The sequence below is a fragment of the Xanthomonas graminis pv. graminis genome (assembly GCF_030168915.1).
Lineage (GTDB): Bacteria > Pseudomonadota > Gammaproteobacteria > Xanthomonadales > Xanthomonadaceae > Xanthomonas_A > Xanthomonas_A translucens.
The window spans coordinates 610,626-636,167 of sequence record NZ_CP076255.1 but is presented as its reverse complement, the minus strand read 5'-3'; the positions used below and the strand labels follow the sequence as shown (position 1 = coordinate 636,167).

Below are 25,542 nucleotides of genomic sequence, written 5' to 3'. Positions count from 1 at the left end.
GGAGTTCTTGGCGCACTCATGCTACCAAGAACGCGTTCCGATCCAGTGCATGGTGCGTGTCAGGCAGACGTTCCGCCGCACCTGCGTCGGCGAACCCTCGCAACGCCGGGTGGACACGCCGCTGCCGTTACGGCGCGTCGGACTCCACCGCCGGGGTCGGCTGCGGCCGCGCCAGCGCCGGCTGGGTCAATGCGTAGAGGATGCGCAGGTCCTCGGCATCGAACGCGGTGGCGTCGTTGCCGCGATAGTGATGGTGGAAGGCGCGCAGCGTGGCCGCGCGGTCGTCGATCGGATAGCCGATCAGCGCCAGCGCCTGCCAGGGGTCGAAGCCGGGCGGCGCCGGCAGCGTGTCCGCGGCGGGCCAGCGCCCGAAACCGGCGTCTGCGAGACGCTTCCATGGGAACAGCGGACCCGGATCGACCTTGCGCGTGGGCGCGAAGTCCTCGTGCCCGACCACCTGCGTGCGCGGGATGCGCAGCCGCGCGCACAGGTCCTCCAGCAACAGCAGCAGGCTGTCGATCTGCGCGGGCGCGAACGGGGTCTTGCCGTCGTTGTCCAACTCGATGCCGATCGAGGCGGAATTGATGTCGGTGATCGTGCCCCAGCGCCCGGCGCCGCCATGCCAGGCGCGGCGCTCGTCGCTGACCAGTTGGTAGCGCTTGCCGTCGCGACCGATCAGGTAGTGCGCGCTGACCTTGCCCTTGCTGTTGTGCGAACGCAGCGTGTCCAGGCTGCGCTGCATCGAGTCCTGGTCGGTGTAGTGGATCACGATCAGGATCGGCCGGCGCAGATCCTGGTTCGGCGACGGCATCCACTCGGCCAGCGGATTGCGCTGTGGCGCGTGCGCGCAGGCGCCGAGCAGGGCGACCAGCGCCAGCGGTGCCAGCCAGCGGATGCGGGGCGATGCGGGTGGGGGGAAGCGTCGGGTCATGGAGAAGATTCCGGGGCATCTGACAGTGAGCAGCAAGCGCAAGCAATAGCAGTATCTGGAAACTTGGTGAACGAGATGCGTGTTGTGGGAGGGACTTCAGTCCCGACGGGCCTTACCGCTAAAGCGTCGGCACTGAAGTCCCTCCCACAAGATCAGGACAGGACCCCACCCGCACGAACTCCGGGTCGGCATAGTCTTCCCCGCACAGATGGTCTACGTGCATGTTCCCGCGCTGCTGTACCTTTCAGCATTGCTGCATCCGCTCGACTTCGCGGTCGTGCCCATGCGCCAACCCCACCCAGACCGCAGGCGGTAGCTGGCGGTGAACCTGCAGCGGGTCCAGCACCCGCTCGATGCCCGATCGCGACCGGAGATACGCATGCCGAAATGCCCATGGTTGTCCGCCCTGACGCAGACCGGCAGCGCTCGCCGCAGCTGTCTGGCCGCCATGGCACTGCTGTGCACCGCCGTGACCGGCACGTGCCTGGCCGCCAACGGCCACACCATGCCGCCGGCACTGCAGCAGGCGCGCCAGCTGGTGCTGGTCGTGGCGCCGGACTGGGACAGCCCCCACGGGCAACTGCAGGCGTTCGACCGCACGGCGCAGGGCTGGCGCGCGCATGGACAGCGCTTCAATGTCGCGCTCGGCCGCAGTGGCAGCGCCTGGGGCCTGGGCCTGCATCCGGCGCAGACCGACGGCCCGCAGAAGCGCGAAGGCGACGGCCGCAGCCCGGCCGGCATCTTCAGCATCGGCGAAGCGTTCGGTTATGCACAGCGCATCGACAGCGCGCCGCCGTACCAGCCGATGCAGCAGAGCAGCTATTGCCTCGACGTGCCCGATTCGCCGGTGTACAGCCGCATCGTCGACGCCGACGGGGTCGGCGCCGATGCGGTATGCGCCTGGACCTGCACCACGACGGCGATCGCCGCTACCAGGAAGGCTTCGTGATCGGCCACAACCTGCAGGCGCGGCCCGGCGCCGGCAGCTGCATCTTCGCCCGTCTGTGGCGTGCCGCAGGCGAGGCCACCACCGGCCGCACCGCGATGGAACCGGCCGACATGCTCGCCTGGCTGCGGCCGGACGCCGCGCCGCTGTTCGTGCTGCTGCCGCGCAAAGACTACGAGCGCCTGCACACCACCTGGGCGCTGCCTGCGGTGGAGCCGGCGCCATGAGCACCGCACCCGAACCGAGCCTGGTCCGCGCGGTCAGCCGCTGGCAGATCGTCGGGCTGTCGATCAACGACGTCATCGGCAGCGGCATCTATCTGCTGCCCGCCGCCACCGCCGCGCTGCTCGGGCCGATGAGCCTGTGGGCAGTGCTGCTGGCCGGGCTGGCGGTGGGCTTGCTGGTGCTGTGCTACGCGCAGGCGGCCAGCTATTTCGACGAACCCGGCGGCAGCTACCTGTATGCGCGCGAGGCGTTCGGCCGCTTCGCCGGCTTCGAGATCGGCTGGATGATCTGGCTGACCCGGATCAGTTCCGCCGCCGCGCTCGGCAACGGCCTGGCCGATGCGGTGGTGCGCTTCTGGCCGGCCGCGGCCGGCGGCGGCGCGCGCCTGGCGATCGTGGTCGGCTCGCTCGGCCTGCTCACTGCGATCAACGTGATCGGGGTGAAATCGGCCGCGCGCACCGGCGTGGCGCTGGTGATCGGCAAGCTGGTGCCGCTGCTGCTGTTCGTGGCCATCGGCCTGTTCTACGTGGACTGGTCGTGGGCGTTCTCCGGCAAAGCGCCGGACCCGCGCGACGTCGGCAACATGGGCGAAGCGGCGCTGTCGCTGCTGTTCGCCTACGCCGGCTTCGAGAACATCCCCGCCGCCGCCGGCGAATACCGCAATCCGCGCCGCGATGTGCCGTTCGCGCTGATCACCATGATCGTCACCGTCACCCTGATCTACGCTGCGGTGCAGGTCGTCGCGCAGGGCACGCTGGCGAACGTGGCGCAGTCGGCGACACCGCTGGCCGATGCCGCCAGCGGCTTCGGCGGCGAGGCTTTGGCGCTGATCCTCACCGTCGGCGCCACCATCTCCATCCTCGGCACCACCAGCAATACGGTGATGCTGGGGCCGCGCTTCCTGTTCGCGCTGGCGCAGGACGGCTACGGTCCGGCGTTTCTGGCACGGGTGCACCCGCGCTTCCGCACGCCGGCCGCGGCGATCCTGCTGCAGGGCGTGCTGTCGCTGGCGCTGGCGCTGTCCGGCTCGTTCGTGCAGCTGGCGCTGCTGTCGATGGTCACCCGCCTGTTCGCCTACATCGGCACCGCCGCGGCGGTGCTGGTGCTGGCGCGGCGCTACCGCGACCGGCCGGGTGCGCTGCATCTGCCGGGCGGCCCGCTGATCCCGCTGGCGGCACTGCTGCTGGCGTTGGCGCTGCTGCTCAGCGCCAGCTGGCAGAACCTGGCCGCGGCCGGCGTGGCGCTGCTGGTCGGGGCGCTGTTCTACCGCTTCCCGCGCAAGACACCGACGTAGGGCCTTCACGCAACCTTGCGCGACTGTCACGGTCGGGTAACCGCAGCGCTTCGACGCTGCACGTCAGCCTCAGCGATGGAGTCCGCGATGAAACGACGCCGTGTCTACAGCGCCCCCGATCTGGCCATCGCCACCCGCGCCCTGCAAGCGGCGCGCAGCGCCGGCATCGACAACGACGCCCTGTCGCTGATCGCACGCAGCGACATCGAACTGGACGCGATCCCCGACGAGCGCAAGGACGTCAAGACCGACACCTTGCCCGCCGCCGCACGCGGCGCGCTGGGCGGCGGCGCGGCCGGGCTGCTCGCCGGACTGGCGGCAATCGCGGTGCCGCCGCTGGGCATCACCCTGGCCGGCGCCGGGGTGATGGCGATCGCCGGCGCCCTGGTCGGCAGCTGGTCCTCGGCGCTGGTCGGCGCCACCGTGCCGGATCCGGTGCGGCGCAACTTCGAAGAGGAGATCGAGGCCGGCCGCATCCTGCTGGTGATCGAGGGCGACGCGGCGCAACTGGATGCGGCCGATCCTGCATTGCGCGACGCCGGCACGGTCGCGTTGCCTTACGAGTCCGCCGCTGCCGCGCAATGACATCGGTGCGCACCGGGCAGGCGAACCACGTGCGTCCAGTCAGGACATTGGCGTCGGTGCCTGCGGCAACGCGCGCATGCGCAGCAGCAAACCGCCGCTGTGCAGCAACGAATAGACGACCAGCGCGGCGGCGATCGCCAGGGTCAGCGGACTGGCGTCGTGCAGCGACTGCGCGCTGCCGCCGGAAAACGCAGCGCTGGCCCAGCGCCACGCCAGGCGCCCGATCAGCAGCACGCTGAGTCCGGCGCCGATCCAGGGATTTGGCGTGTAGTAGCGCGTGCCGTCGCGCCATTCGATGTCGGTGTGCTGCAAGGCGACCGCGCCCAGCGCTGCGCCGGCCAGCATCCCCACTCCCATGCCGAGACGGACCGGCGGCAACACCGCCGCCAGATAGCTCAGCCCGGCCGCCGCCAGCGCCAGCGCCAGCAGCCGCGCCAGCGTCCGCCGCGGTTGCCATGGCTGTCGGCCGAAATAGCGGCGGATGCGCCGGTAGTACAGCCAGCCGATGCCGGCGGTGGCCAGGTATGGGGTGCCCAAGGCGATACCGGTGGCGGCCATGGAATCCTGCGGCAGGAAAGCAGGTGGAGTTGTCGGACCGTAATCCATCCGCGGCCCGCCACGCAGCAGGCGCCGACGCGGCGGCGGGAGTCGACCGCTGCCCGCGCGCTTCATGCTTCGATCACGCGATGCTGGAAGCGCATTAACAGCGCCGTCGCTAGGGTCGAAAACCACATCCCACCAGGAGACGACGATGAGCGTTCCATATCAGATTCCCGGGCGCGCGCCCAACGACGACGATCGCAGCCGGGTGTCGCACTATTGGCGCGAGCGTTTCGCCGAGGAGCCGTACTACAGCGACGGCGAACGCTTCGAGGACTACGAGCCGGCCTACCACGCCGGACACGAAGCGCGCATACGCAACTTCAACCTGGCCTACGAACAGGTCGAGGCCGAACTGCATCGCGACTGGGACAACACCAAGGGGTCGCAGACCTTGAGCTGGAGCAAGGCCCGGCATGCGGTGCGTCGTGCCTGGGAGCGGGCCGGGCAGGATTGATTGGGTGATCGTCGCTGGAAAGGCTGCCGTTGCGGTCGCGGCGGTCGGCCCTTCCGAATCGCTGCGCGGCCATCGCCGTGGCGCGGGTGGGGTCGCGCGCGATTCACGATGCGCTTTGGCGTTTCGGCGAGTGCCTCATGCGGAGGGTTTTTGGTCGCGGCTGAAGCCGCTCCTACAGGTGGCGCCCAGTCACCCTTGTAGGAGCGGCTTCAGCCGCGACGCACGCCCCGCGGCTGCAACGCAGACCCGTTCCCACGCAGATCGACCACCTCCCGTCACTACCTCGCCGCGCCGATCGCAGCGGCGCGGCAACGCATCAGCCGTCGGCTCGGTGCTATTCGCTCAGCTCTGCACCGGCTGCAGCTTCAGCAAACGCCCGCTGCTGCCGTCTTCCAGCAGCCACAGCGCGCCATCCGGGCCCTGCTCCACTTCGCGGATGCGCTTGCCCATGTCGTAGCGCGCCGCTTCGCGGGCGTGGTCGCCGTCGAACTCGATGCGCAGCAGCGACTGCGAGGACATGCCGCCGATGAAGCCGTTGCCGCGCCATTGCGGAAAGGCGCTGCCGCTGTAGATGACGAAGCCGGCCGGCGAGATCACCGGCGTCCAGCTGAGTTTCGGCGCGGCGAATTCCGGACGCGTGCTGTGATCGGGGATCGGCCGGCCGTCGTAATGGTTGCCGTTGGAGACGATCGGATAGCCGTAGTTGGCACCGCGCTGAATCAGGTTCAGTTCGTCGCCGCCGGCCGGGCCCATCTCGTGTTCCCACAGTTGGCCGTTGGCGTCGAAGGCCAGGCCGAGCACGTTGCGATGGCCCAGCGACCACACCTGCGCGGCGACGCCGCCGCGGCGCGCGAACGGGTTGTCGGCCGGCACGCTGCCGTCGTCGTTGAGGCGCACGATCTTGCCCAGGTTGCTGTTCATGTCCTGCGCCGGATCGAACTTCTGCCGCTCGCTGGAACTGATCCACAGCTTGCCGTCGGGACCGAACGCCAGGCGGTGGCCGTAGTGGCCGGTGCCCGACACCTTGGGCTGCTGGCGCCAGATCACTTGCAGCTGCGACAACGCGCCGCCGCCATTGGCATCCAGGGTCAGCTTGGCGCGCGCCACGGCGGCGCCACGGGTGTCGTCGCTGCCGGCCTCGACGTAGCTCAGGTACAGCCAGCCGTTCTGGGCGAAGTCCGGATGCGGCAGCACATCGCCGAAGCCGCCCTGGCCGCCGTAGTCGACCGCGGGTACGCCGCTGACCGTGCCGGTGCGGCCGCTGGCCGGGTCGAAACGCTTGAGCGTGCCGCCCTTTTCGGTTATCAGCGCGCTGCCATCGGGCAGGAAGCTCATCGCCCAGGGTTCGTTGAACGTGGCGAACGGCGTCACCGAGAACGGCCAGTCGCTGCGCCGTTCGGCGCTCTTGGCGGCCGGCGCCGCAGCTGCGGCGGACGCGGCCAGGCTCAGCAGCAATGCACAGACCAAACTCAGGGACGAACGTTGCATGCGCGCACCTCTCGAATGGGGTCGAGGGCGAACCTAGCAAACCCGGCGTGGACGGCAAGCATGCGGCGGCCAAGCCGTGGCTGCGATCACGCGCGACGTTCGCGCCGCGTAGACAGTGGCCTGCACGCGACGCAGCGGCGGGCCGGCCAGAGCGGCGCGCAGGCGAGCGTACCGCGGCCGCCTGCGCGCCGCTGTCAGGCCTGCGGCAGCAGTTCGAAGCCGACCGGCTCGCCGCTGGCCGACGACGCGCACACCCACAGTTCGAACAGCCCCGGCTCGGCTTCGCAGCGGCCGTCGCGGCCGCTGAAGGCCAGGCTGCGGCGGTCCAGGGTGAACACCACGTCCATGCCATGCCCCGGCGCCAGCTGCACCTTGCGGAAACCCTTCAGTTCGCGCACCGGGCGCACCCGGCTGGCGACGCGGTCGTGCACGTACAGCTGCACCACTTCTTCGCCGACGCGCGCGCCGACGTTGTCGATGCGGGTGGTCACGGTCAGGGTGTCGTCCCAGCCCAGCTGCACGCGATCCAACTGCGGGGCGCCGTAGGCGAAGCGGGTATAGCCGATGCCGTGGCCGAACGGATACAGCGACGCGTTCGGGATCTCGCGCCAGCGCGCCTTGAACTCGCTCATCGTCGGCAGTTCCGGCCGCCCGGTGCGCGGGTGGTTGTAGAAGTACGGCTGCTGGCCCGGGTCGAGCGGGAAGCTGACCGGCAGCCGCGCCGAGGGGTTGTAGTCGCCGAACAGCACATCGGCCACCGCCGGGCCGGTCTGCGTGCCCAGGTACCAGGTCACCGCGATCGCGGCCGCGTCGCGCACCGCGCCCTGCAGCGCCAGCGCGCGGCCGTTGCGCAGCAGCACCACCAGCGGCGTGCCGGTGGCGGCGACCGCTTCGGCCAGCGCCTGCTGCGCCGGCGGCAGCACGATCTGCGTGCGCGACTGCGCCTCGCCGCTGTAGCGCTGCGGCTCGCCCAGCGCCAGCACCACCACGTCGGCGCCGCGCGCGGCAGCCACCGCCGCATCGATGCCGCCGTCCAGCGGCGCTTCCAGCTCGCAGCCCGGCACCACGCTCAGCGCATCGGCGTCGTCCAGCGCCTCGCGCACGCCGGCTTCCAGGGTCACGTAGCGGGTCTTGTCGCCGAACAGCGTCCAGCACCCCTCGATGTTCTCGCAGTCCTGCGCGAACGGCCCGATCAGCGCGATGGTCTGCCCATGCTTGCGCAGCGGCAGCACGTCGCCGTCGTTCTTCAGCAGCACGATCGAGCGCCGCGCCGCATCGCGCGACAGCGCATCGTGCGCGGCGATGTGCGACTGGTCGGCCTCGCGTTGCGGGTCCAGCGAGCGGTACGGATCGTCGAACAAGCCGATGGTTTCCTTCAGCGCCAGCACCCGCCGTACCGCCGCGTCCAGCGCCGCCATCGGCACTTCGCCATCGGCCACCAGCGACGGCAGATGCGCGGCGTAGAAACCGCTCTGCATGCTCATGTCCATGCCGGCCAGGAACGCCTTCTTGGTCGCGTCGCGCTCGTCGCTGGCATAGCCGTGCGCGATCAGTTCCATGTCGGCGGTGTAGTCGGAAATCACCACGCCGGGGAAGTTCCATTCGCCGCGCAGGATCTCGGTCAGCAGTTCGTGGTTGGCGCTGGCCGGCACGCCGTTGATGTCGTTGAACGAGGTCATCACGCTCAGCGCGCCGGCGGCGAACGCGGCCTGGAACGGCGGCAGGTGCACGTCGCGCAGGGTCTGCGGGGCGATGTCCACGCTGTTGTATTCCATGCCCGCGGCGACCGCGCCATACGCGGCGAAATGCTTGGGCGTGGCCAGCAGCGCGTCGTGCGCGCGCAGGTCCGGGCCGTGGAAGCCGCGCACGCGCGCGGCGGCGAACGCGCAGCCCAGCACCACGTCCTCGCCGGCGCCCTCGGCGCCGCGGCCCCAGCGCTGGTCGCGGGCGATGTCCACCGCCGGCGCATAGGTCCAGTGGATGCCGGCGGCGGTGGCCTCGATCGCGGTGGCGCGCGCGGTGCGCTCGGCCAGTTCCGGCTCGAAGCTGGCGGCCTCGCCCAGCGGGATCGGGAACACGGTGCGCATGCCGTGGATCACGTCCGCGGCCAGGATCACCGGAATGCCCAGGCGGCTCTCTTCCAGCGCGGTCTGCTGGATGCGCCGCCCCAGCTCGGCGCCCACGCCGTTGAACAACGAGCCGACCAGGCCGGCGCGCACCTGCTGCAGCACCTCGTCGGCATTGCTGACGTTCGCTTCCGGATTCACGTCCGGCGCGAACGGGCGCACCATGTCGGCGAAGACGCCAAGCTGGCCGACCTTCTCTTCGACGGTCATGCGGGCGATGAGCGATTCGATACGATCCGAAGCCATGGGGTCCTTTGAGAAAACGTTTACATAACCGGCAATTCTAGCTCTCCGGCCAGACGAAAGAGCAAATGCGGGCGCCGTATCCGCCTATTCAGGCAACTGTCTACCGCCCGCTGCCGACACGCCGCCGCCCACCGCATCCGCCCCCGCGCCGCCCAACCGTTCGCGGCGCGAGCGCGGCGGACCCGGGCCGCGGCAGGCCGCAAAGCGTGCGCACGCGGCGACCACGAACACGCCGGCCTTGCCCCCTGGCGTAGGCCGGATTGCGTCTCAACCTTCATGCGACGCCATGCGCGCGCCCCCCCCGCGGCGGCGATGCGCGGCAGCGGCCGCGCGGCCCTCACGAACTGAAGTAGGCCTCGGCGATCGCGCTGTGCAGGTAGCCCAGGTGGGTCTGGATCTCGTCCATGAACTCGGCCGGATTATGCCGCGCCAAGTAGGACGGGTCGGCATTGCGCACCAGCCCGTTGATCCGCATCAGCGCGCGCTCCACGTTCGGCCGCGGCGGCATGGTCGGCAGGATGTGCTGGGCGCGGGTCAGGCAGAAATGCACGCTGCGCGGGAAATCGTTGTTCTGCAGCAGGAAGCGCAGCGCATGCTCGCCGGTGACGCGCTGGCGCACGTGGCGCCGGTACATCTGGTAGGCGGCCAGCGAGCGCAGCACGCTCATCCACTGCATGTTCTGGTAGGCCTCCAGATCGTCGGCCTTGCGCGGGGTGATCAGGCCCGAAGCGCCGGCGTCGATGATGCGCGTGGTCATGTCGGCCTGTTCGATCGCCGTGCCCAGGCGCAGGAACTGGAAGCCGATGTCGCGGCTGACGTTGGCGGTGAGCAGGCCGGACACCTTCAGGCAGGCGTCGGTGACGTGGCCGAGGAACTCCATCCGGTAGCGGCGGCCGACGCTGCGCTCGCCGTTGGCGTCGATGTACAGGTGCAGGTCGTTGACCGCCTCCCACACTTCCTGCGGCAGCGTGTCGCGGATGCCGCGCAGCAGTTCGCGCGCCTGCCGCGCCGAACTGCGCAGCGAGGACGGATTGCGCTCGTCCAGCAACAGGAAGCGCACCACGTCGGCGTCGCCGACATCGTCGCCGGCATTGGGGAACCACACGTTGAAGATCTCGCCGGCACCGACCGTGTCGACCATCGGCCGCCAGGCGAAGCGCACCGAGCGCGGCAGGTCCAGCTGCAACAGGCTGCCCACGCCGACCAGCCGCGCGGTGGTCTCGGCACGGCGCACGTAGCGGCTGAACCAGTAGAGATTGTCGGCGACCCGCGACAGCATCAGTCCATCTCCTCGTCCAGGTCCACCACCCAGGTGTCCTTGGCGCCGCCGCCCTGCGAGGAATTGACCACCAGCGAGCCCTCTTCCATCGCCACCCGGGTCAGCCCGCCGGTGGTGACGTAGACGTCCTCGCGCGACAGGATGAACGGGCGCAGGTCCAGATGCCGCGCAGACGGGCCGACCTCGGTCACGATCGGCGCGGTGGACAGGCCCAGCGTCGGCTGCGCCATGTAGTTGCGCGGATCGGCCTGGATCAGCTTGCGGAACTCGTCGCGCTGGCGCTTGGTCGAGCGCGGCCCGATCAGCATGCCGTAGCCGCCGGATTCGTTGGCCGGCTTCACCACCAGTTCGTCGAGGTGCTCGAGCACGTACTGGCGGTCCTTGTCGTCGTGGCACAGGTAGCTGGGCACGTTGGGCAGGATCGGCTCTTCGTCCAGGTAGTAGCGGATCATCTTCGGCACGTAGGCGAACACCACCTTGTCGTCGGCCACGCCGGCGCCGGGCGCATTGGCCAGCGCCACCTTGCCGGCGCGCCAGCTGCGGATCAGCCCGGGCACGCCGAGCACCGACTCGGGATGGAACACGTCCGGATCGATGAACAGGTCGTCCACCCGGCGATAGATCACATCGACCCGGCGCGGCCCGTAGATGGTGCGCATGTAGGTGCAGTCGTCGTCGGCGACGAACAGGTCGTCGCCCTCGACCAGCTCGATGCCCATCGCCTGGGCCAGATAGGCGTGTTCGAAATACGCGCTGTTGAAGATGCCCGGAGTCAGCAACGCGATCACCGGCTGGTCGCCCGGGCGCGGCGACAGCGCGGCCAGGGTGTCGTACAGCTGCGCCGGATACTCGTCCACCGGCAGGATCGCGCTGGTGTCGAACAGTTCCGGAAACACACGCTTGGCGACCATGCGATTTTCCAGCATGTACGACACGCCGCTGGGAATGCGCAGGTTGTCTTCCAGCGCGTAAAGCGTGCCGTCGGCGTCGCGCACCAGGTCCGAGCCGCAGATATGCGCCCACACGCCCAGCGCCGGGGTGATGCCGACGCACTGCGGGCGGAAGTTCACCGAATGCTCCAGCAGCATCGCCGGGAACACCTTATCCTTGACGATGCGCTGCGCGCCGTAGACATCGCCGATGAACAGGTTGAGCGCGCGCATGCGCTGCTTCAGCCCGGCCTCGGTGCGCTGCCATTCGCGCAGCGGGATCACCCGCGGAATCAGATCGAACGGCAGCGTGCGGTCGACGTTGCGGCCATCGGAATAGACGGTGAAGGTGATGCCCATGACCCGTGCGGCGACATCGGCGGCGAGCTGGCGCTCGGACAATTCGCGGCCGGACAGGCTGGACAGGTATTCGATGACCCGGCGGGCGGCGGGACGCGGCTGACCATCTGCCTGGATCAGCTCGTCGTAGGTGGCCGTGCGGTACTTACTCCAGTCCATCGTGCCCCGTCGGTGTACGCCACCGGACGCCAGCGGCCAAGTGTTGCGTTGCACAGCAACATGCCCGGAACCGGAATGAGCGTCAAACGGCCGCGGCGCAGCCGCTTAGGCGTGCGCTCAGCCAGCGTCGCGGCTGCGTTCGATGATCACGCCCACCGCCTGCGCGCCGCGCACCGCCCCCGGCTTGCTCAGCTTCAGCCGCAGCCAGCGCACCTCGAACTCGGCCAGCACTGCGGCCGCGCAGCGTTCGGCCAGCGTCTCCACCAGGCCGTAGTCGGACTGCTCGACCAGCTCCACCAGGCGCTTGCTGACCGCCTTGTAGTTGAGCGTATCGGCGATGTCGTCGCTGGCCGCCGGCACGCGGTTGTCGAAGCCCATCTCCAGATCGAAGCGCAAGGTCTGGCGGATCCGCCGCTCCCAATCGTAGATGCCGATCAGCGCGTCGATTTCTAGACCTTCGATGAAAACTCTATCCATGGTCGGGACTCGGGACCGGGGACTCGGGACTCGGAAAAGCGGGAATCGAAGGCTCTACCGAGTCCCGAGTCCCGAGTCCCGAGTCCCGCGCTGCAGCCGCCAACGGCGGCAACGCCGCCATGTCCCAGCGCGGCGTCACCCGTACCGCCGCGTCGCTGCACTGGCCGGCCTGCAGGCGCAGCGCGCCGGCGAAGGCGATCATCGCGCCGTTGTCGGTGCACAGCGCCGGGCGCGGGAAGCAGGCGCGGCCGCCGCGCGCCTGCGCCATCGCCTGCAGCCGGGCGCGCAGACGCACATTGGCGCCGACGCCGCCGGCGACCACGATGGTGTCGCAGCCGGCCGCCTGCAACGCGCGCTCGCATTTGATCGCCAGCGTGTCCACCACCGCATCCTCGAAGCCGCGGGCGATGTCGGCGCGGGTGCTCTCGCTCTGGTCGCTGCCGCGCCAGGCCAGCAGCACCTGGGTCTTGAGTCCGGAGAAACTGAAATCCAAGCCGGGCCGGTCGGTCATCGGCCGCGCGAAGCGGAACCGCCCCGGCGTGCCCTGCGCGGCCAGCGCGGCCAGCTGCGGACCGCCCGGATACGGCAGGCCCATCATCTTGGCGGTCTTGTCGAAGGCTTCGCCGGCGGCGTCGTCCAGGGTCTCGCCGAGCAGCCGGTAGCTGCCGATCGCGTCAACCGCGATCAATTGGGTATGCCCGCCGGACACCAGCAGCGCCACGAACGGCGGCGCCGGCACGCCGTGCACCGGATCGGGATCCTCCATCAGCGGCGCCAGCAGGTGGCCTTCCATATGGTGGACGCCGATCGCCGGCACCTCCAGCGCCCAGGCCAGCGCGCGGGCGACGCCGGCGCCGACCAGCAGGGCGCCGACCAGGCCCGGGCCGGCGGTATAGGCCACCCCGTCCAGGTCGCGCACGCCCAGCCCGGCCTCGGCCAGGGTCTGGCGGATCAGCGGCAGCAGCTTGCGCACGTGGTCGCGGCTGGCCAGCTCCGGCACCACCCCACCGTATTCGGCGTGCAGCGCGATCTGGCTGTACAGCCCGTGCGCGCGCAGCGCGGCCGCGCCGGACAGGGCGGTGTCGTAGACGGCGACGCCGGTTTCGTCGCAGCTGGATTCGATGCCGAGGACTCTCATGACTGCCATTGTGAGGCCGAATTGGCGGCAGGCAAACGCCCCGCTTGCAGCCAGGAAATCAGTCGCTATAATGTGCGGCTCGCCGGGCGTGACCCGGTCACCATTGTGTCCCGGAGATTCCATGCCCAGCGTCAAAGTCCGCGAGAACGAGCCCTTCGAGTTTGCGCTCCGTCGCTTCAAGCGCACCTGCGAAAAGGCCGGCGTGCTGGCCGAAACCCGCAAGCGCGAGTTCTACGAAAAGCCGACCCAGGAACGCAAGCGCAAGGCCGCAGCCGCGGTGAAGCGCCAGCTGCGCCGGACGTCTCGCGACGTCACCAAGCGCCAGCGTCTGTACTGAGGATCGCGGTTTGCGGTAGCGGATCGTGCCGGTTTCGGCATCCGCTACGGTAAGCCCACGAAGCCGGCACGCGCAAGCGTCGCCGGCTTTTTGTGTGGCCGTGGGTCAGGCCCGGCAACCCGCGGCGCCGGCCCTCTCCGCATCGGGCCGGCGTGCGCTCCGGCGCACCCGCCACCTGCCGCTGCGCCCGCTTCGGCGCGCGGCCGCCTGCGTCCTGCCCGGACCGCTGCGGCGCAGCGCCTAGAATGACCACCCCCTTCTGCCCTTTCCCCTGGAGCCCCGCATGACCCTCAAGCAGCAGCTCACCGACGACATGAAGGCCGCGATGAAGGCCCGCGACACCCACAGCCTGGGCGTGATCCGGCTGATCAACGCCGCGATCAAGCAGAAGGAAGTGGACGAGCGCAAGGACGTGGACGACGCCGCGGTGCTGGCGCTGATGGACAAGATGGTCAAGCAGCGCAAGGACTCGGTGAGCCAGTACGCCGCGGCCGGGCGCGAGGATCTGGCCTCGATCGAGCGCGAGGAGATCGTGGTGATCGAGCGCTACCTGCCGGCCAAGCTCGGCGAGGCGGAGATCGTCGCCGCGATCCAGGCCGCGATCGCGCAGACCGGCGCCAGCAGCGCGGCGGACATGGGCAAGCTGATGGCCGTGCTGAAGCCGGCGCTGGCCGGCAAGGCCGACATGAGCCTGGTCTCGGCGCTTGTCAAGCAGCAGCTGGCCGGCTGATCCGGCGGCGGGTTTCACCCGCCTTTCGGCCGCCGGCTGCTACAACGCCGGCGAGCCTGCGACACCTTATCGCGCACCCGCGGGCCCGGCATCGCACGCTGCCGCGCCCGTCGCAAGGCTGCTCCCCATTCCCATGTCCCTGTCGCTGTCGCCCACCCGCCTGCAAAAACACCTGGAACGGCTGCAGCAGAGCCTGCCGGCGGCATTGATGCGGCGTTTCGTCGAGATCGACCTGATGACCCAGGCCGCCTCGCTGTCGTTCTACGCGCTGCTGTCGCTGGCGCCGCTGCTGGTGTTGCTGCTGTGGCTGACCGCCTCGCTGTACCCGCAGGCGCAGCAGGCCTTCATCGAACAGATCGGGCAACTGGCCGGGCACGGCGCGCGCGAAGTGGCGCAGACCATCATCGACAACGCCAAGAACCAGCCCAACATCGGCTCGCTGGCCGGGCTGTGGAGCACGCTGCTGCTGTTCGTCGGCGCCACCGCGGTGTTCGCGCAGCTGCAGAACGCGCTGAACCTGATCTTCCGCACCGACAAGCAGCGCCTGGAAGGGGTCATCGCCTGGCTGAAGAAGCGTGTGTTCTCCTTCGGCGTGGTGCTGGGGCTGGGCTTTCTGCTGCTGATCTCGATGATCCTGACCACCGTGGTGCAGGTGCTGTTCGCGCGTATGCCCTCGCTGCTGCCGGCGGTGGGCTACACCTCCACGCTGGCGATCTACATCCTGGCCTTCGCCGTGCTCTACCACTACCTGCCGGACCGGCGCGTGGAATGGCGCCAGGCGTTCATCGGCGGCGCCATCACCGCCTGCCTGTTCGTGGCCGGGCGCTATGCGATCGGCGTGTACATCGCCACCGCCGCGCCGGGCAGCGCCTACGGCTCGATGGGCGCGCTGGTGATCCTGCTGGTGTGGATCTACTACGCCACCGTGGTGTTCTTCGTCGGCGCGCTGATCACCGCGGTGATCGACGAACGCCTGCGCTCGCGGCGCACGCTCGCCGCGGCCGGGATCGACGCCAGCGCGATCACTGCGGTTCCGCCGCAGCTGTAGCGCCGCAACGCCAGGGTTTGCGCCCCGATCCATGGCGGCAGCGCGGGCGCGTGGCATCCTATCGCCCATGGCCCGCATCCCCGACGCGTTCATCGACGACCTGCTCGCCCGCACCGACATCGTCGAGGTGGTCGGCACGCGCGTGCCGCTGAAGCGCCAGGGCAAGGAATACGCGGCGCGCTGCCCGTTCCACGACGAGCGCTCGGCCTCGTTCACCGTGTCGCCGACCAAGCAGTTCTACCACTGCTTCGGCTGCGGCGCGCACGGCACCGCGATCAGCTTCCTGATGAACTACGACCGGCTCGAATTTCTCGACGCGGTCGACGAACTGGCCAAGCGCGCCGGCATGGAAGTGCCGCGCGATGCGCAACAACGCGGCGCCGCGCAAGCCGCCGGCGACGACCACCGCGACCTGTACTCGGCGCTGGACGCGGCCACCAAGTTCTTCCAGCGCCAGCTCGAGACCAGCGACAAGGCGCGCAGCTACCTCGACGGCCGCGGCGTGGACGCCGACAACCGCACGCGCTTCCAGATCGGCTACGCGCCGGACGGCTTCAGCGCGCTGAAGGACGCGCTGGGCACCGACGAGCGCCGCCACAAGCTGCTCGAGCGCGCCGGGCTGTTCTCCAAGAACGAGCGCGGCCACGTCTACGACAAGTTCCGCGACCGGGTCATGTTCCCGATCTTCGACCGCCGCGGCCGGGTCATCGCCTTCGGCGGCCGGGTCATGGACAAGGACGACGGCCCCAAGTACCTGAACTCGCCGGAGACCGCGCTGTTCCACAAGGGCCGCGAACTGTACGGCCTGTGGCAGGTGCGCCAGGCCAACCAGAAGATCGAGCGGTTGATCGTGGTCGAGGGCTACATGGACGTGGTCTCGCTGTTCCAGTTCGGCGTCACCCAGGCGGTGGCGACGCTGGGCACCGCGACCACCTCCGAGCACGCCGAGCTGCTGTTCCGCAACGCGCCGGACGTGTTCTTCTGCTTCGACGGCGACGCCGCCGGCCGCCGCGCCGGCTGGAAGGCGCTGGAATCGGTCCTGCCGCGGATGAAGGACGGCCGCCAGGCGTTCTTCCTGTTCCTGCCCGACGGCGAGGACCCGGACAGCATCGTGCGCAAGGAAGGCGCCGACGCGTTCGCCGCGCGCCTGCAGCAGGCCACGCCGCTGTCGCAGTTCTTCTTCGACGAGCTGTCGCGCGAGGTCAACCTGGCCACGCTCGACGGCAAGGCGCGGCTGGCCGAGCGCGCGCGGCCGATGCTGGCGCAGATTCCCGACGGCGCCTTCGGCGACCTGATGCGCCAGCGCCTGGCCGAGATCACCGGCATCGGCGGCCCGGCGCCCGCCGCCGCGCAGCTGGCCAAACCGCCGCCGCGCGCGATGGCACGGCCGACGCAAAAACGCAGCCTGGTGCGCGAGGCCATCGTGCGCCTGCTGCACACGCCGTCGCTGGCGCTGGACCTGCCCCCGCCCTACCCGTTCGCCGGCCTGCGCCTGCCCGGCATCGAGCTGATGATCGAGCTGCTGGAGATCGTGCACACGCGCCCGGACATCTCCACCGGCGCCCTGCTCGAGCACTTCCACGAACGCGAGGAACTGCCCGCGCTGCAGAAGCTGGCGGTGCAGGAGATTCCCGGCGAGACCGCCAGCTGGCGCCAGGAACTGCACGATGTGGTGGTGCAGCTGGAACGGCAGACCCTGCAGCAGCGGCTGGAGGAACTGCAGGCCAAGCAGCGCGCGCAAGGCCTGGACGAGACCGACAAGTACGAACTGCGCGAGCTGCTGCGGCTGCGGCCCGGTGCGCGCTGAGGTGATGCGCCGGCCTGCGACCAGGATGCATGCCGTGCCGGCGCAGCTTGCGTGCGTGCACGACCGGCAGCGTTCGCCGTCTGCGGCACATGCGCGGCGCATCGCGCTCCACCACCCAGGCGATGCCCGCGTCACCGGGCGCGGTCTACGCTGGCCAATGCGCGGCGCAACCGCTTTGTGCACTAGCGCGGCGATCGCAAGCGCTGCGCACCGCGGCGCAGTTGCGCACGCAGCATCGCAGGCGCGCGTCCCGTGCCGCTGCTGCCCACGGCCCACTTCGCACGGACGCCACCCCCGATGAGCCTGCTGAAAAAACTGCGCATCGAACCGTTCACCCTGGCCTTGCTCGGCACCGTGCTGCTGGCCTCGTTGCTGCCGGTGCGCGGACAGGCCGCGGCGATCACGGACGACGTCACCGACATCGCCATCGCCGCGTTGTTCTTCCTGCACGGCGCGCGCCTGTCGCGCGAGGCGATCGTCGCCGGCGCGCTGCACTGGCGCCTGCACCTGACCATCCTCGCCGCCACCTTCGTGCTGTTCCCGCTGCTGGGGCTGCTGCTCAAGCCGCTGTCGCACTGGCTGCTGACCCCGCAGCTGTACATCGGCGTGCTGTTCCTGTGCGCGCTGCCGTCCACCGTGCAGTCGTCGATCGCGTTCACCTCGATGGCCGGCGGCAACGTGCCGGCGGCGGTATGCAGCGCCTCGCTGTCGAGCCTGCTCGGGGTGTTCCTGACGCCGCTGCTGATGGGCCTGCTGGCCGGCGCGCAGAGCGCGATGGCCAATCCGCTGGAGGCGATGGGCAAGATCATGCTGCAGTTGCTGGTGCCGTTCGTCGCCGGCCACCTGCTGCGGCCCTGGATCGGCGCCTGGGTCGAGCGGCGCCGCGCGGTGCTGCGCTACACCGACCAGGGGGTGATCCTGCTGGTGGTGTACACCGCCTTCAGCGCCGCGGTGATCGAGGGCCTGTGGCGCAAGACGCCGTTGCCGGCGCTGCTCGGCGTGGCGCTGGTCGCCGCGCTGCTGCTGGCGCTGGCGATGGGGCTGATCACCTGCGCTGCGCGGCGGCTGGGCTTCGGCCGCCGCGACGAGATCCCGATCGTGTTCTGCGGCTCGAAGAAGAGCCTGGCCACCGGCGTGCCGATGGCCAAGGTGCTGTTCGCCAGCGGCAGCCTGGGCGCGATCGTGCTGCCGGTGATGATCTACCACCAGATCCAGCTGATCGTCTGCGCCTTCGTCGCGCAGCGCTATGCGCGCGATGGCAAGGCCGCCAAGCCCGGCTGAGTGCGCATCGGCTGGCGCGCTGGTGGAACCGCAAAGCGGTTCACACCATGCAATACCATCGCCCGACGGTGCCGGCAGCGTACGCCGCACCGATGCTGAACCAGCGCATCCGCAAGCAGTGCACGGCGAGAACCGCTAGGTACAGTAGGCGGTGGCGCCATGGGATTGGTGTGCGCCGACTCTCCCCCTGTCCGGTGAACACGCATGAGCCGTAGATTCCGCCTTTCCGTGATGACGTCCGCCAGCCTGGCCGCAACCCTTGCGCTGGGCGGCTGCGACAAGCCGCCCGCACCCGCCAAGCCGCAGGCCGCCGCGCCGGCCAAGGCCGCGGACAGCGCCGGCATCGCCTGGCGCGAGGGCGACGTCGAGGATGCCTTCGCCGAAGCACGCGAGCAGAACAAGCCGTTGCTGCTGTACTGGGGCGCCGCCTGGTGCCCGCCGTGCAACCATCTCAAGGCCACGCTGTTCAAGGATCCGGCCTTCATCGCCCGTACCCGCGCCTTCGTCGCGGTGCACCTGGACGGCGATTCGAAAGGCGCGCAAGCCTGGGGCGAACGCTTCGGCGTCCTGGGCTATCCCACCATCATCGTGCTGCGTCCGGATCGCAGCGAGATCACCCGCCTGGCCGGCGGAAGCGACACCGCCAGCCTGGCCGAGGCCCTGCGCGTAGCGGCGACCCGCACCACCACCTCGGCGCAGCTGCTGCAAAAAGCGATGCAGGCGCCAGCCACGCTGAGCGCCGACGACTGGACCCTGCTAAGCGGCTACAGCTGGACCGCCGACGCCAACAGCGTGGTCAAGCCCGAACAGACCGCGGGCGTGCTCGCGAAACTTGCTGCCGCCGCCCCGCAACCGGCCCTGCAACGCCAATTCGCGCTGCTGGCGCTGGCTGCGCAGGAGCCGGACAAGGCTGGCGCCATCGACGCCAAGCAACGCGCCGCCAACCGCCGCCTGCTGATGACGGTCCTCGCCGATCCGGCCGAAGTCCGCGCCAACCACACCACGCTGACCTACTCGGCGCGCGAACTGGTGCAGGCCGCGGCGACCGACGCTGCCGAACGCGGCAAATTATCCGACGCGCTGCGCCATACATTGGATCAGATCTACGCCGACAGCAGCCTGCCGATCAACGATCGCCTGGGGACTGCCATCGCGGAAGTAGAACTGGCATGGCTGGCACAAGGCAAGCCGGCCGACCCGGGCGATGGGCCGTATCCGCCGCTGCCGGCGGCGGTGGTCGCCAAGGTGCAACAGCGCGTGCAGTGGGCCCAACAGGCCGCCAAGACCGACGCCGAACGCCAGTCCACGATCAGCACTGCCGCCAACCTGCTCGACACCGCCGGCGACAGCGCCGGCGCCGAACAGCTGCTGCTGGCCGAACTGGGGCGCAGCAAGACGCCGTACTACTACATGCCGGAACTGGCCGACCTAGCCGAGAAGCGCGGCGACAAGCAGACCGCGCTGTACTGGCTGAAGAAGGCCTACGCGAGCGCCGAAGGCCCCGCCACCCGGGTGCAGTGGGGCGTGCTCTACGTCGATGGCCTGATCCGGCTGCAGCCGGACAATGCGGCCGCGATCGAGGCCGCCGCCGGCCAGGTCATCGGCGAACTGGCCGGGCAGCCCGGCGGCTACCACCAGCGCACCAAGCAGCGCTTCGATACGCTGGCCAAGGCGCTGCAGGACTGGAGCAAGGGCCATGGCGGCAGCGCCGTGCTCGCACGCCTGCAGCACAAGATGCAGGAAAGCTGCGGCAGCCAGGACCGCGACAGCTGCCAGCACTGGCTGAGCTGAGCGATAGCGACGCGAACCGCCGCCGATTTGCAGCGGCACTGCGCAGCAGCGCGCAGTGGCGCTGCTGCGCAGGTTTGCGGACGCACTGGCCGATGCGCCGGAGCAACGACGCGCCGCTGGTCGCCCAAGGCCATCCGTCCCGGCATTGACCGGCGCCGGAATCCCCGCGGCTCCGGCGGTCGCGGCTGAAGCCGCTCCTACAACGGCCTGCGGATCGCCGGCTGGGTGCACTGTAGGCGCGGCTTCAGCCGCGACCCTATCCGAAGCCGGAAGATCCATCGCTCGCTCGTCGCGACTGAAGTCGCTCCCACAGGGACTCGCGGACAGCCAACCGGGTGCACTGTGGCAGGGACTTCAGCCCCGACAGCGTCCGCAGCCGATCGGTTCGGCGCCTGACGCAGCATCGCTGCAGCCGCTGCAGCCGCTGCACACAGGCTTCGCCAGGCCGCTCAGGCCGGCAACAACCAGTGATCCACCAGCAGGAACGCGAACAGCGCCATCAGGTACACGATCGAATAGCCGAACATGCGCATCGAGAACATCTCGTCCGGCGGGTCGAGCATCCGCCAGGCGTACCAGACGAACACCGCGTTCAGCACCAGCGTGCCGCCGAGGTAGAACACCCCGCTCATGCCCACCGCCACCGGCAGCAGCGTCACCACCGCCAGTAGCAGCGTGTACACCAGGATCTGCTTGCGCGTATGCGCCACGCCGTGGGTGACCGGCAGCATCGGGATCGACGCCTTGGCGTAGTCGGCGCGGCGGAAGATCGCCAGCGCCCAGAAGTGCGGCGGCGTCCACACGAAGATGATCAGCACCAGCAGCGACGCATAGGCCCAGTCCCACTGCCCCTGCATGCCGGTGATCGCGGCCCAGCCCAACAATGGCGGCGCCGCGCCGGCCAGGCCGCCGATGACGATGTTCTGCGGCGTGGTGCGCTTCAGGAACACGGTGTAGATCACCGCATAGCCGATCAGCGAGGCGAAGGTCAGCACCGCGGTGATGACGTTGACCCAAATCACCAGGATCGCCATCGACAGCGCCGTCAGCGCCGTGGCGAACAGCAGCACCTGCCACGGCAGCACCTTGCCCACCACCAGCGGCCGCCACGAGGTGCGCGCCATCTGCGCGTCGATGCGCGCGTCCAGCAACTGGTTGATCGCCGCCGCGGCCGAGGCCGCCAACCAGATGCCGAAGAAGCCGATCACGCCGGTGCGCACCTGCGCCCAGGTCGGCACGCCGGGAACCGCCAGGCACATGCCGACCAGTGCAGTGAACACGATCAGCGCCACCACCTTGGGCTTGGTCAGATCCCAATAGTCGCGCCAGTACATGCCCGTCGCGCTCATTGCGGCGCCCGCAACCGCGCCAGCAGCGACACCAGCACGAACAGCAGCGCCACCGCGCCGGCGTTGTGCAGCACCGCCACCGGCAACGGCAGCGCCAGCTTGACGTTGAGGATGCCCAGGCTGACCTGCGCCACCAGCAGCAACGCCAGCGCCGCCGCCCAGCCGCGCATGCCCGGCGAGCGGCTCAGCCGCCAGCCCAGCCACAGCAGATAGGCCGCCACCAGCAGCGCCATCATCCGGTGCGCCATCTGGATCGCGATGCGCGCCGCGCCGTCGAGCACGCCGCCCTCGTAGTCCACGCCGATGCCGCGCCACAGGGTGAAGCCTGCGCGGAAATCGTGCGGCGGCCACCACTGGCTGACGCAGCGCGGGAAGTTGTCGGCCGACCAGCTGCCGCCGCCGCAGGCCAGCGCCGCATAGTTGGCGCTGACCCAGCCGCCGAGCGCGATCTGCAGCGCCAGCAGCGCCACGCCCAGGCGCAACAGCCACTTCAGCCGCGACGCATCGGCCAGGGTGATCGGCAGGTGGGTGGCGCGCCAGGCCATCCACACCAGCAGCGAGAACATCAGCAGGCCGCCGAGCAGATGCCCCATCACCACGATCGGCTTGAGCAGCAGGGTCACCGTCCACATGCCAAGCAGCGCCTGGAAGATCACCACCGCCAGGGTCAGCACCGCCGCGCGCGCCAGGTCGGTATTGGACCAGCGCAGCGCCGCCAGCAGCAGGATCGCTTCGCCGGTAGCGGCCAGCGCCATCGCCAGCGATGGCCAGCCGGACATGTACAGCGGAATCGACAGCGCCACCAGCAGCGCGGCGCCGACGATCCGGGCGATGCCCAGGCGCCGCCGGCGCGCGGCCAGCAGCGACAGCACCAGCACTTCCACGCCCAGCGCCCCGGCCAGGAAGCGGTGCACCTGCTCGCGCCAGGCCTTGTGCGTCTCCAGCGGGCGGATCGCGCTGGCCGCGTGCGTGTTGGCCTCGGCACTGCTCTGCGGCCAGGTCACCCGGCCATAGCAGGTCGGCCAGTCCGGGCAGCTCATGCCCGCATCGGACAGGCGCACGAACGAACCGAACATGATCGTGCTGGCGGTGAACAGCGCTGCCAGCCAGGCCATGCGATGGAAGTGTCGAAACAGAGCCGGTGGCGCGAACAGGTTCATAGGGGACGGCTCACAGGAGTTTCAGCAGCTTCGACATATCCGCGCGCAGCCCGGCCGGGTCGAAGCCCGGCGCGTAGCGCAGCACCACAAAGCCGTTCGGATCGATCACGTAGACCGGCACCCCGGCCGCGTCGTGCACGCGCGGCAGACCGTCCAGGAACGCGGCGTCGGCGCGCAGCACGCGCAGCTGCGGCAGCGCGCGCACCGCCGCCGACGGCGTGCCGATCCACAGGATCTGCACGTGGTCGGCGTCGTGGCCGAACAGCTGCCAGACCTTGTCCAGCTCGCGCGCCAGCGCCTCGCAGGCGGTGGTGCAGTCGCGCGGCGGCGCCAGCGCGATGCGCCACAGGCGCTGCTGCGGCTGCCAGGCGTAGACGCTGCCGTCTTCGCGCCGCGGTTGCAGCGCGCGCAGATCGGCCGGCGGCTGCAGCAACTCGCCGTGGTTGCGGCTGCCGGGCGGTTGCCAGCCGGAAAAACGCAGCGCGCCGGCGACCAGCATCGAGCCGAAGAACAGCGCGAACAGCGCGATCAACGTCCAGCGCCCGCGCGCGGTCGCCTGGCGTGGAGCCGAGGGGGAGGCATTCATGCCGGGGATTTTCTCATGCGCGCGCGCTCAGCGCCCGCCTCGCCCCTTGCGCGCGCGCCAGCTGAGCAGGCCCGCGGTGATCAGCACGGCCAGCGCCAGGCCGAACCACTGCACCGCGTAACCCAGGTGGCGCTCGGGCGGCAGCGTGTTCGGCAGCATGTCCAGGTCGCGCGGATAGCCCAGCGGCAGCGCCGGATCCAGGCGCAGCACCTGCGACAAAATGTCGCGGTGGCCGAGCGCCTGGCCGATCGCCGCCGGCTCGATGCGCATCGCCAGCCACAGCTGCGGCGCCGGCGTGGCGACCAGCGCCGGCCCCAAGGTCAGCCCGTGTGAAGGCGTCGGGCCGAGCAGGCCGACCAGCGTGTAGCGCCCTTGCAACGGCACCGGCCTGGGCAATGCGCGATCGGCCGGCAGCGGCAGCCAGCCAAGCTCGACCAGCAACGGCGCGGATGTGTCATCGGCCAGGAATGGCTGGTAGACCTTGACCCCGCTGCGGCCCTCGCGCAGCTGGTTGTCGAGCAGTATCTGCCCAGGCAGGAAGCGGCCTGCGCCGTGCACCCAGGCCAGTTGCGTCGGCGACGCCGTGCGCAGCGCAGCGGCCAAGGCCTGCGGACGGTCGCGGATGTGCGCGGCCTGCGCGAGCAACGCCTGTTTCTCGTGCATGCGCAGCAATTGCCAGCGGCCGAGCGCGCAGAATCCCAGCGCCACCGCCAGCGCGAGGCCCCAGCCCAGCCACAGCGGCATGCGCGCGCGCGTAGCGACGCGCGGGGACGCGGCGAGGGTCATAATGCGGCGATACCGTGCACCGAGACGCCCATGAACGACTCGCTGAAAACCCTGCTGATCGTCGCGTTCCTGCTGGTCATTCTGTGGAACCTCGGCGCCGGCCTGTACTACCTGTTGGTGGACCGCGGCCAGAGCAAGCGCACGGTGAACGCACTGACCTGGCGCATCGGCCTATCGGTGTGTCTGATCCTGCTGGTGATCCTGGGCATTTATACCGGGGTGATCAAGCCGCATGGGTTGGGACGGTAACTCGGGACTCGGGACTCGGGACTCGGGACTCGGGACTCGGGACTCGGGACTCGGGACTCGGGACTCGGGATGATGTCCCGGGGTAAATCGATGTCAAGCGATTTGATGCAAAAAGGGCCGATTTTTAAAAAAAAAGCGGCTTTTTTTGCAGATCCAGCGCAGCTGCTTTTCTGTAGGAGGGGCTTCAGCCCCGACGCCTTACCGGTAACGCGTCGGGGCTGAAGCCCCTCCTACAGAAAAGCAGAAATGCGGCGAACTTGCGAAAATCCCGAGTCCCGAGTCCCGGCCTCACAACACATAAACGAACAGAAACAACGCCAGCCACACCACGTCGACGAAGTGCCAATACCACGCCGCCGCTTCGAAGGCGAAGTGGTTGTCGCGGCTGAAATGCCCGCGCGCCGAGCGTAGCCACATCACCAGCAGCATGATCGTGCCCAGCAGCACGTGCGCGCCGTGGAAGCCGGTGAGCATGAAGAAGGTCGAGCCGTAGATGCCCGAGCCCAAGGTCAGGTTAAGCTCCTTGTAGGCGTGGATGTATTCCTCGGCCTGAAAGTACAGGAAGGCGCAGCCCAACAGCACGGTGAGGCCCTGGAACACCAGCAGGCGCGTGCGATGGCCGGCTTTCAGCGCGTGGTGGGCAATGGTCAGGGTCACCCCGGAGCTGAGCAGGATCAGCGTGTTGATCAGCGGCAGGCCCCACGCCGGGATGGTCTGGAACTGTCCGCCGATCGCGCCCGGGCCGTTGGTCGGCCAGGCCGCCGAATAACCGTCCCACAGCAGCGCGTTGGTCATCACCCCGTCGCCGTCGCCTCCCAGCCACGGCAGGATGAAGGTGCGGGTGTAGAACAGCGCGCCGAAGAACGCGCCGAAGAACATCACTTCGGAAAAAATGAACCAGACCATGCCCATGCGGAACGACACATCGACCTGGCGGTTGTAGTGGCCGGCGATCGATTCGCGGATCACGTCGCCGAACCACATGAACAAGGTCGCCACCAGCATCGCGATGCCGGTGAAGAAGGTCCACTTGCCCCAGGCCGCGTCGTTGAGCCAACTGGCCACGCCGATCATGGTCACGAACATCGCGATCGAGCCGATGAACGGCCAGCGGCTGTGGCTGGGCACGTAATAGGCAGTGGCGTCGGTGCTGGGCTGGGCCATGGCGGGCGTTCCGG

At 69.6% G+C, this 25,542-nt stretch carries 23 protein-coding genes and 1 pseudogene; 11 read left to right on the top strand and 13 right to left on the bottom strand.

Going from position 1 to position 25,542, the window contains the following annotated elements; all coding sequences use genetic code 11:
• Positions 1–127: 127 nt before the first annotated feature.
• Entirely contained in the window at positions 128–931 is an 804-nt protein-coding gene (locus KHF85_RS02720) for an N-acetylmuramoyl-L-alanine amidase (protein ID WP_284568422.1), read from the bottom strand.
• A 448-nt stretch (positions 932–1,379) separates the two neighbouring features.
• Between KHF85_RS02720 and KHF85_RS02715 the strand changes: the two are divergent.
• From KHF85_RS02715 to KHF85_RS02705, 3 genes and pseudogenes are all read left to right on the top strand, one after another.
• Positions 1,380–2,104, top strand: a pseudogene (locus KHF85_RS02715) (L,D-transpeptidase family protein).
• The gene (locus KHF85_RS02710) at positions 2,101–3,396 is read left to right on the top strand and encodes an APC family permease (RefSeq protein WP_284568421.1); all 1,296 of its coding nucleotides are present in this window, start codon (positions 2,101–2,103) and stop codon (positions 3,394–3,396) included. Before KHF85_RS02715 ends, KHF85_RS02710 begins: the two are co-directional and overlap by 4 nt.
• A gap of 87 nt (positions 3,397–3,483) precedes the next feature.
• Complete coding sequence (locus KHF85_RS02705) at positions 3,484–3,981, top strand: hypothetical protein (protein ID WP_284568420.1); 498 nt, start codon at positions 3,484–3,486, stop codon at positions 3,979–3,981.
• A 39-nt stretch (positions 3,982–4,020) separates the two neighbouring features.
• Here KHF85_RS02705 and KHF85_RS02700 read toward each other — a convergent pair whose 3' ends face one another.
• Positions 4,021–4,539 (bottom strand): hypothetical protein, encoded by a 519-nt coding sequence (locus KHF85_RS02700; RefSeq protein ID WP_284568419.1) that lies wholly within the window; start codon positions 4,537–4,539, stop codon positions 4,021–4,023.
• 193 nt (positions 4,540–4,732) lie between these two features.
• Between KHF85_RS02700 and KHF85_RS02695 the strand changes: the two genes are divergently transcribed.
• A complete protein-coding gene (locus KHF85_RS02695; RefSeq protein ID WP_284568418.1) occupies positions 4,733–5,038 on the top strand; it encodes a hypothetical protein in 306 nt (101 codons plus the stop codon).
• Positions 5,039–5,380: 342 nt separating this feature from the next.
• On the opposite strand, the gene KHF85_RS02690 is transcribed toward KHF85_RS02695, so the two are convergent.
• The 6 genes from KHF85_RS02690 to tsaD form a co-directional block, all read right to left on the bottom strand.
• Positions 5,381–6,526, bottom strand: coding sequence for a PQQ-dependent sugar dehydrogenase (locus KHF85_RS02690; RefSeq protein ID WP_284568417.1), 1,146 nt, complete (start codon positions 6,524–6,526; stop codon positions 5,381–5,383).
• A gap of 194 nt (positions 6,527–6,720) precedes the next feature.
• A complete protein-coding gene (locus KHF85_RS02685) occupies positions 6,721–8,898 on the bottom strand; it encodes a glycoside hydrolase family 3 N-terminal domain-containing protein (RefSeq protein ID WP_284568416.1) in 2,178 nt (725 codons plus the stop codon).
• A 337-nt stretch (positions 8,899–9,235) separates the two neighbouring features.
• Positions 9,236–10,177 carry an alpha-E domain-containing protein gene (locus KHF85_RS02680; protein WP_009605407.1) on the bottom strand — a complete coding sequence of 314 codons (942 nt, stop codon included), beginning with the start codon at positions 10,175–10,177 and terminating at the stop codon, positions 9,236–9,238.
• Complete coding sequence (locus KHF85_RS02675; RefSeq protein ID WP_053840737.1) at positions 10,177–11,625, bottom strand: circularly permuted type 2 ATP-grasp protein; 1,449 nt, start codon at positions 11,623–11,625, stop codon at positions 10,177–10,179. Before KHF85_RS02675 ends, KHF85_RS02680 begins: the two co-directional genes overlap by 1 nt.
• Before the next feature lie 117 nt (positions 11,626–11,742).
• On the bottom strand, positions 11,743–12,102 hold the full coding sequence (gene folB / locus KHF85_RS02670; RefSeq protein ID WP_039006236.1) for a dihydroneopterin aldolase: 360 nt from the start codon (positions 12,100–12,102) through the stop codon (positions 11,743–11,745).
• Positions 12,095–13,240 carry a tRNA (adenosine(37)-N6)-threonylcarbamoyltransferase complex transferase subunit TsaD gene (tsaD, locus tag KHF85_RS02665; RefSeq protein ID WP_284568415.1) on the bottom strand — a complete coding sequence of 382 codons (1,146 nt, stop codon included), beginning with the start codon at positions 13,238–13,240 and terminating at the stop codon, positions 12,095–12,097. The genes folB and tsaD overlap by 8 nt, the downstream gene beginning before the upstream one ends.
• A gap of 121 nt (positions 13,241–13,361) precedes the next feature.
• On the opposite strand from tsaD, the gene rpsU reads away from it, so the two are divergent.
• The 6 genes from rpsU (at position 13,362) to KHF85_RS02635 (ending at position 20,234) form a co-directional block, all read left to right on the top strand.
• Positions 13,362–13,577 carry a 30S ribosomal protein S21 gene (gene rpsU / locus KHF85_RS02660; protein WP_003465342.1) on the top strand — a complete coding sequence of 72 codons (216 nt, stop codon included), beginning with the start codon at positions 13,362–13,364 and terminating at the stop codon, positions 13,575–13,577.
• Between the two features lie 283 nt (positions 13,578–13,860).
• Positions 13,861–14,307 (top strand): GatB/YqeY domain-containing protein, encoded by a 447-nt coding sequence (locus KHF85_RS02655; RefSeq protein ID WP_284568414.1) that lies wholly within the window; start codon positions 13,861–13,863, stop codon positions 14,305–14,307.
• Between the two features lie 133 nt (positions 14,308–14,440).
• The gene (locus KHF85_RS02650) at positions 14,441–15,355 is read left to right on the top strand and encodes a YihY/virulence factor BrkB family protein (protein ID WP_284568413.1); all 915 of its coding nucleotides are present in this window, start codon (positions 14,441–14,443) and stop codon (positions 15,353–15,355) included.
• Positions 15,356–15,422: 67 nt separating this feature from the next.
• Positions 15,423–17,162 (top strand): DNA primase, encoded by a 1,740-nt coding sequence (gene dnaG, locus KHF85_RS02645; RefSeq protein WP_284568412.1) that lies wholly within the window; start codon positions 15,423–15,425, stop codon positions 17,160–17,162.
• 297 nt (positions 17,163–17,459) lie between these two features.
• Positions 17,460–18,443, top strand: a complete 984-nt coding sequence (locus tag KHF85_RS02640) for a bile acid:sodium symporter family protein (RefSeq protein ID WP_284568411.1) — start codon at positions 17,460–17,462, stop codon at positions 18,441–18,443.
• 204 nt (positions 18,444–18,647) lie between these two features.
• The gene (locus KHF85_RS02635; RefSeq protein ID WP_284568410.1) at positions 18,648–20,234 is read left to right on the top strand and encodes a thioredoxin family protein; all 1,587 of its coding nucleotides are present in this window, start codon (positions 18,648–18,650) and stop codon (positions 20,232–20,234) included.
• Positions 20,235–20,683: 449 nt separating this feature from the next.
• Here KHF85_RS02635 and cyoE read toward each other — a convergent pair whose 3' ends face one another.
• From cyoE to KHF85_RS02615, 4 genes are read right to left on the bottom strand one after another with little or no spacing between them, the layout of a single operon-like run.
• Positions 20,684–21,583 (bottom strand): heme o synthase, encoded by a 900-nt coding sequence (cyoE, locus tag KHF85_RS02630; protein WP_409976646.1) that lies wholly within the window; start codon positions 21,581–21,583, stop codon positions 20,684–20,686.
• On the bottom strand, positions 21,580–22,743 hold the full coding sequence (locus tag KHF85_RS02625) for a COX15/CtaA family protein (protein ID WP_284568409.1): 1,164 nt from the start codon (positions 22,741–22,743) through the stop codon (positions 21,580–21,582). The genes cyoE and KHF85_RS02625 overlap by 4 nt, the downstream gene beginning before the upstream one ends.
• Before the next feature lie 10 nt (positions 22,744–22,753).
• A complete protein-coding gene (locus tag KHF85_RS02620; protein WP_284568408.1) occupies positions 22,754–23,329 on the bottom strand; it encodes a hypothetical protein in 576 nt (191 codons plus the stop codon).
• 27 nt (positions 23,330–23,356) lie between these two features.
• Entirely contained in the window at positions 23,357–24,115 is a 759-nt protein-coding gene (locus tag KHF85_RS02615) for an SURF1 family protein (protein ID WP_284568407.1), read from the bottom strand.
• Between the two features lie 30 nt (positions 24,116–24,145).
• On the opposite strand from KHF85_RS02615, the gene KHF85_RS02610 reads away from it, so the two are divergent.
• Positions 24,146–24,364 (top strand): twin transmembrane helix small protein, encoded by a 219-nt coding sequence (locus KHF85_RS02610; RefSeq protein WP_003480622.1) that lies wholly within the window; start codon positions 24,146–24,148, stop codon positions 24,362–24,364.
• Between the two features lie 288 nt (positions 24,365–24,652).
• Here KHF85_RS02610 and KHF85_RS02605 read toward each other — a convergent pair whose 3' ends face one another.
• Positions 24,653–25,528 (bottom strand): cytochrome c oxidase subunit 3, encoded by an 876-nt coding sequence (locus KHF85_RS02605; RefSeq protein WP_284568406.1) that lies wholly within the window; start codon positions 25,526–25,528, stop codon positions 24,653–24,655.
• Positions 25,529–25,542: the final 14 nt, after the last annotated feature.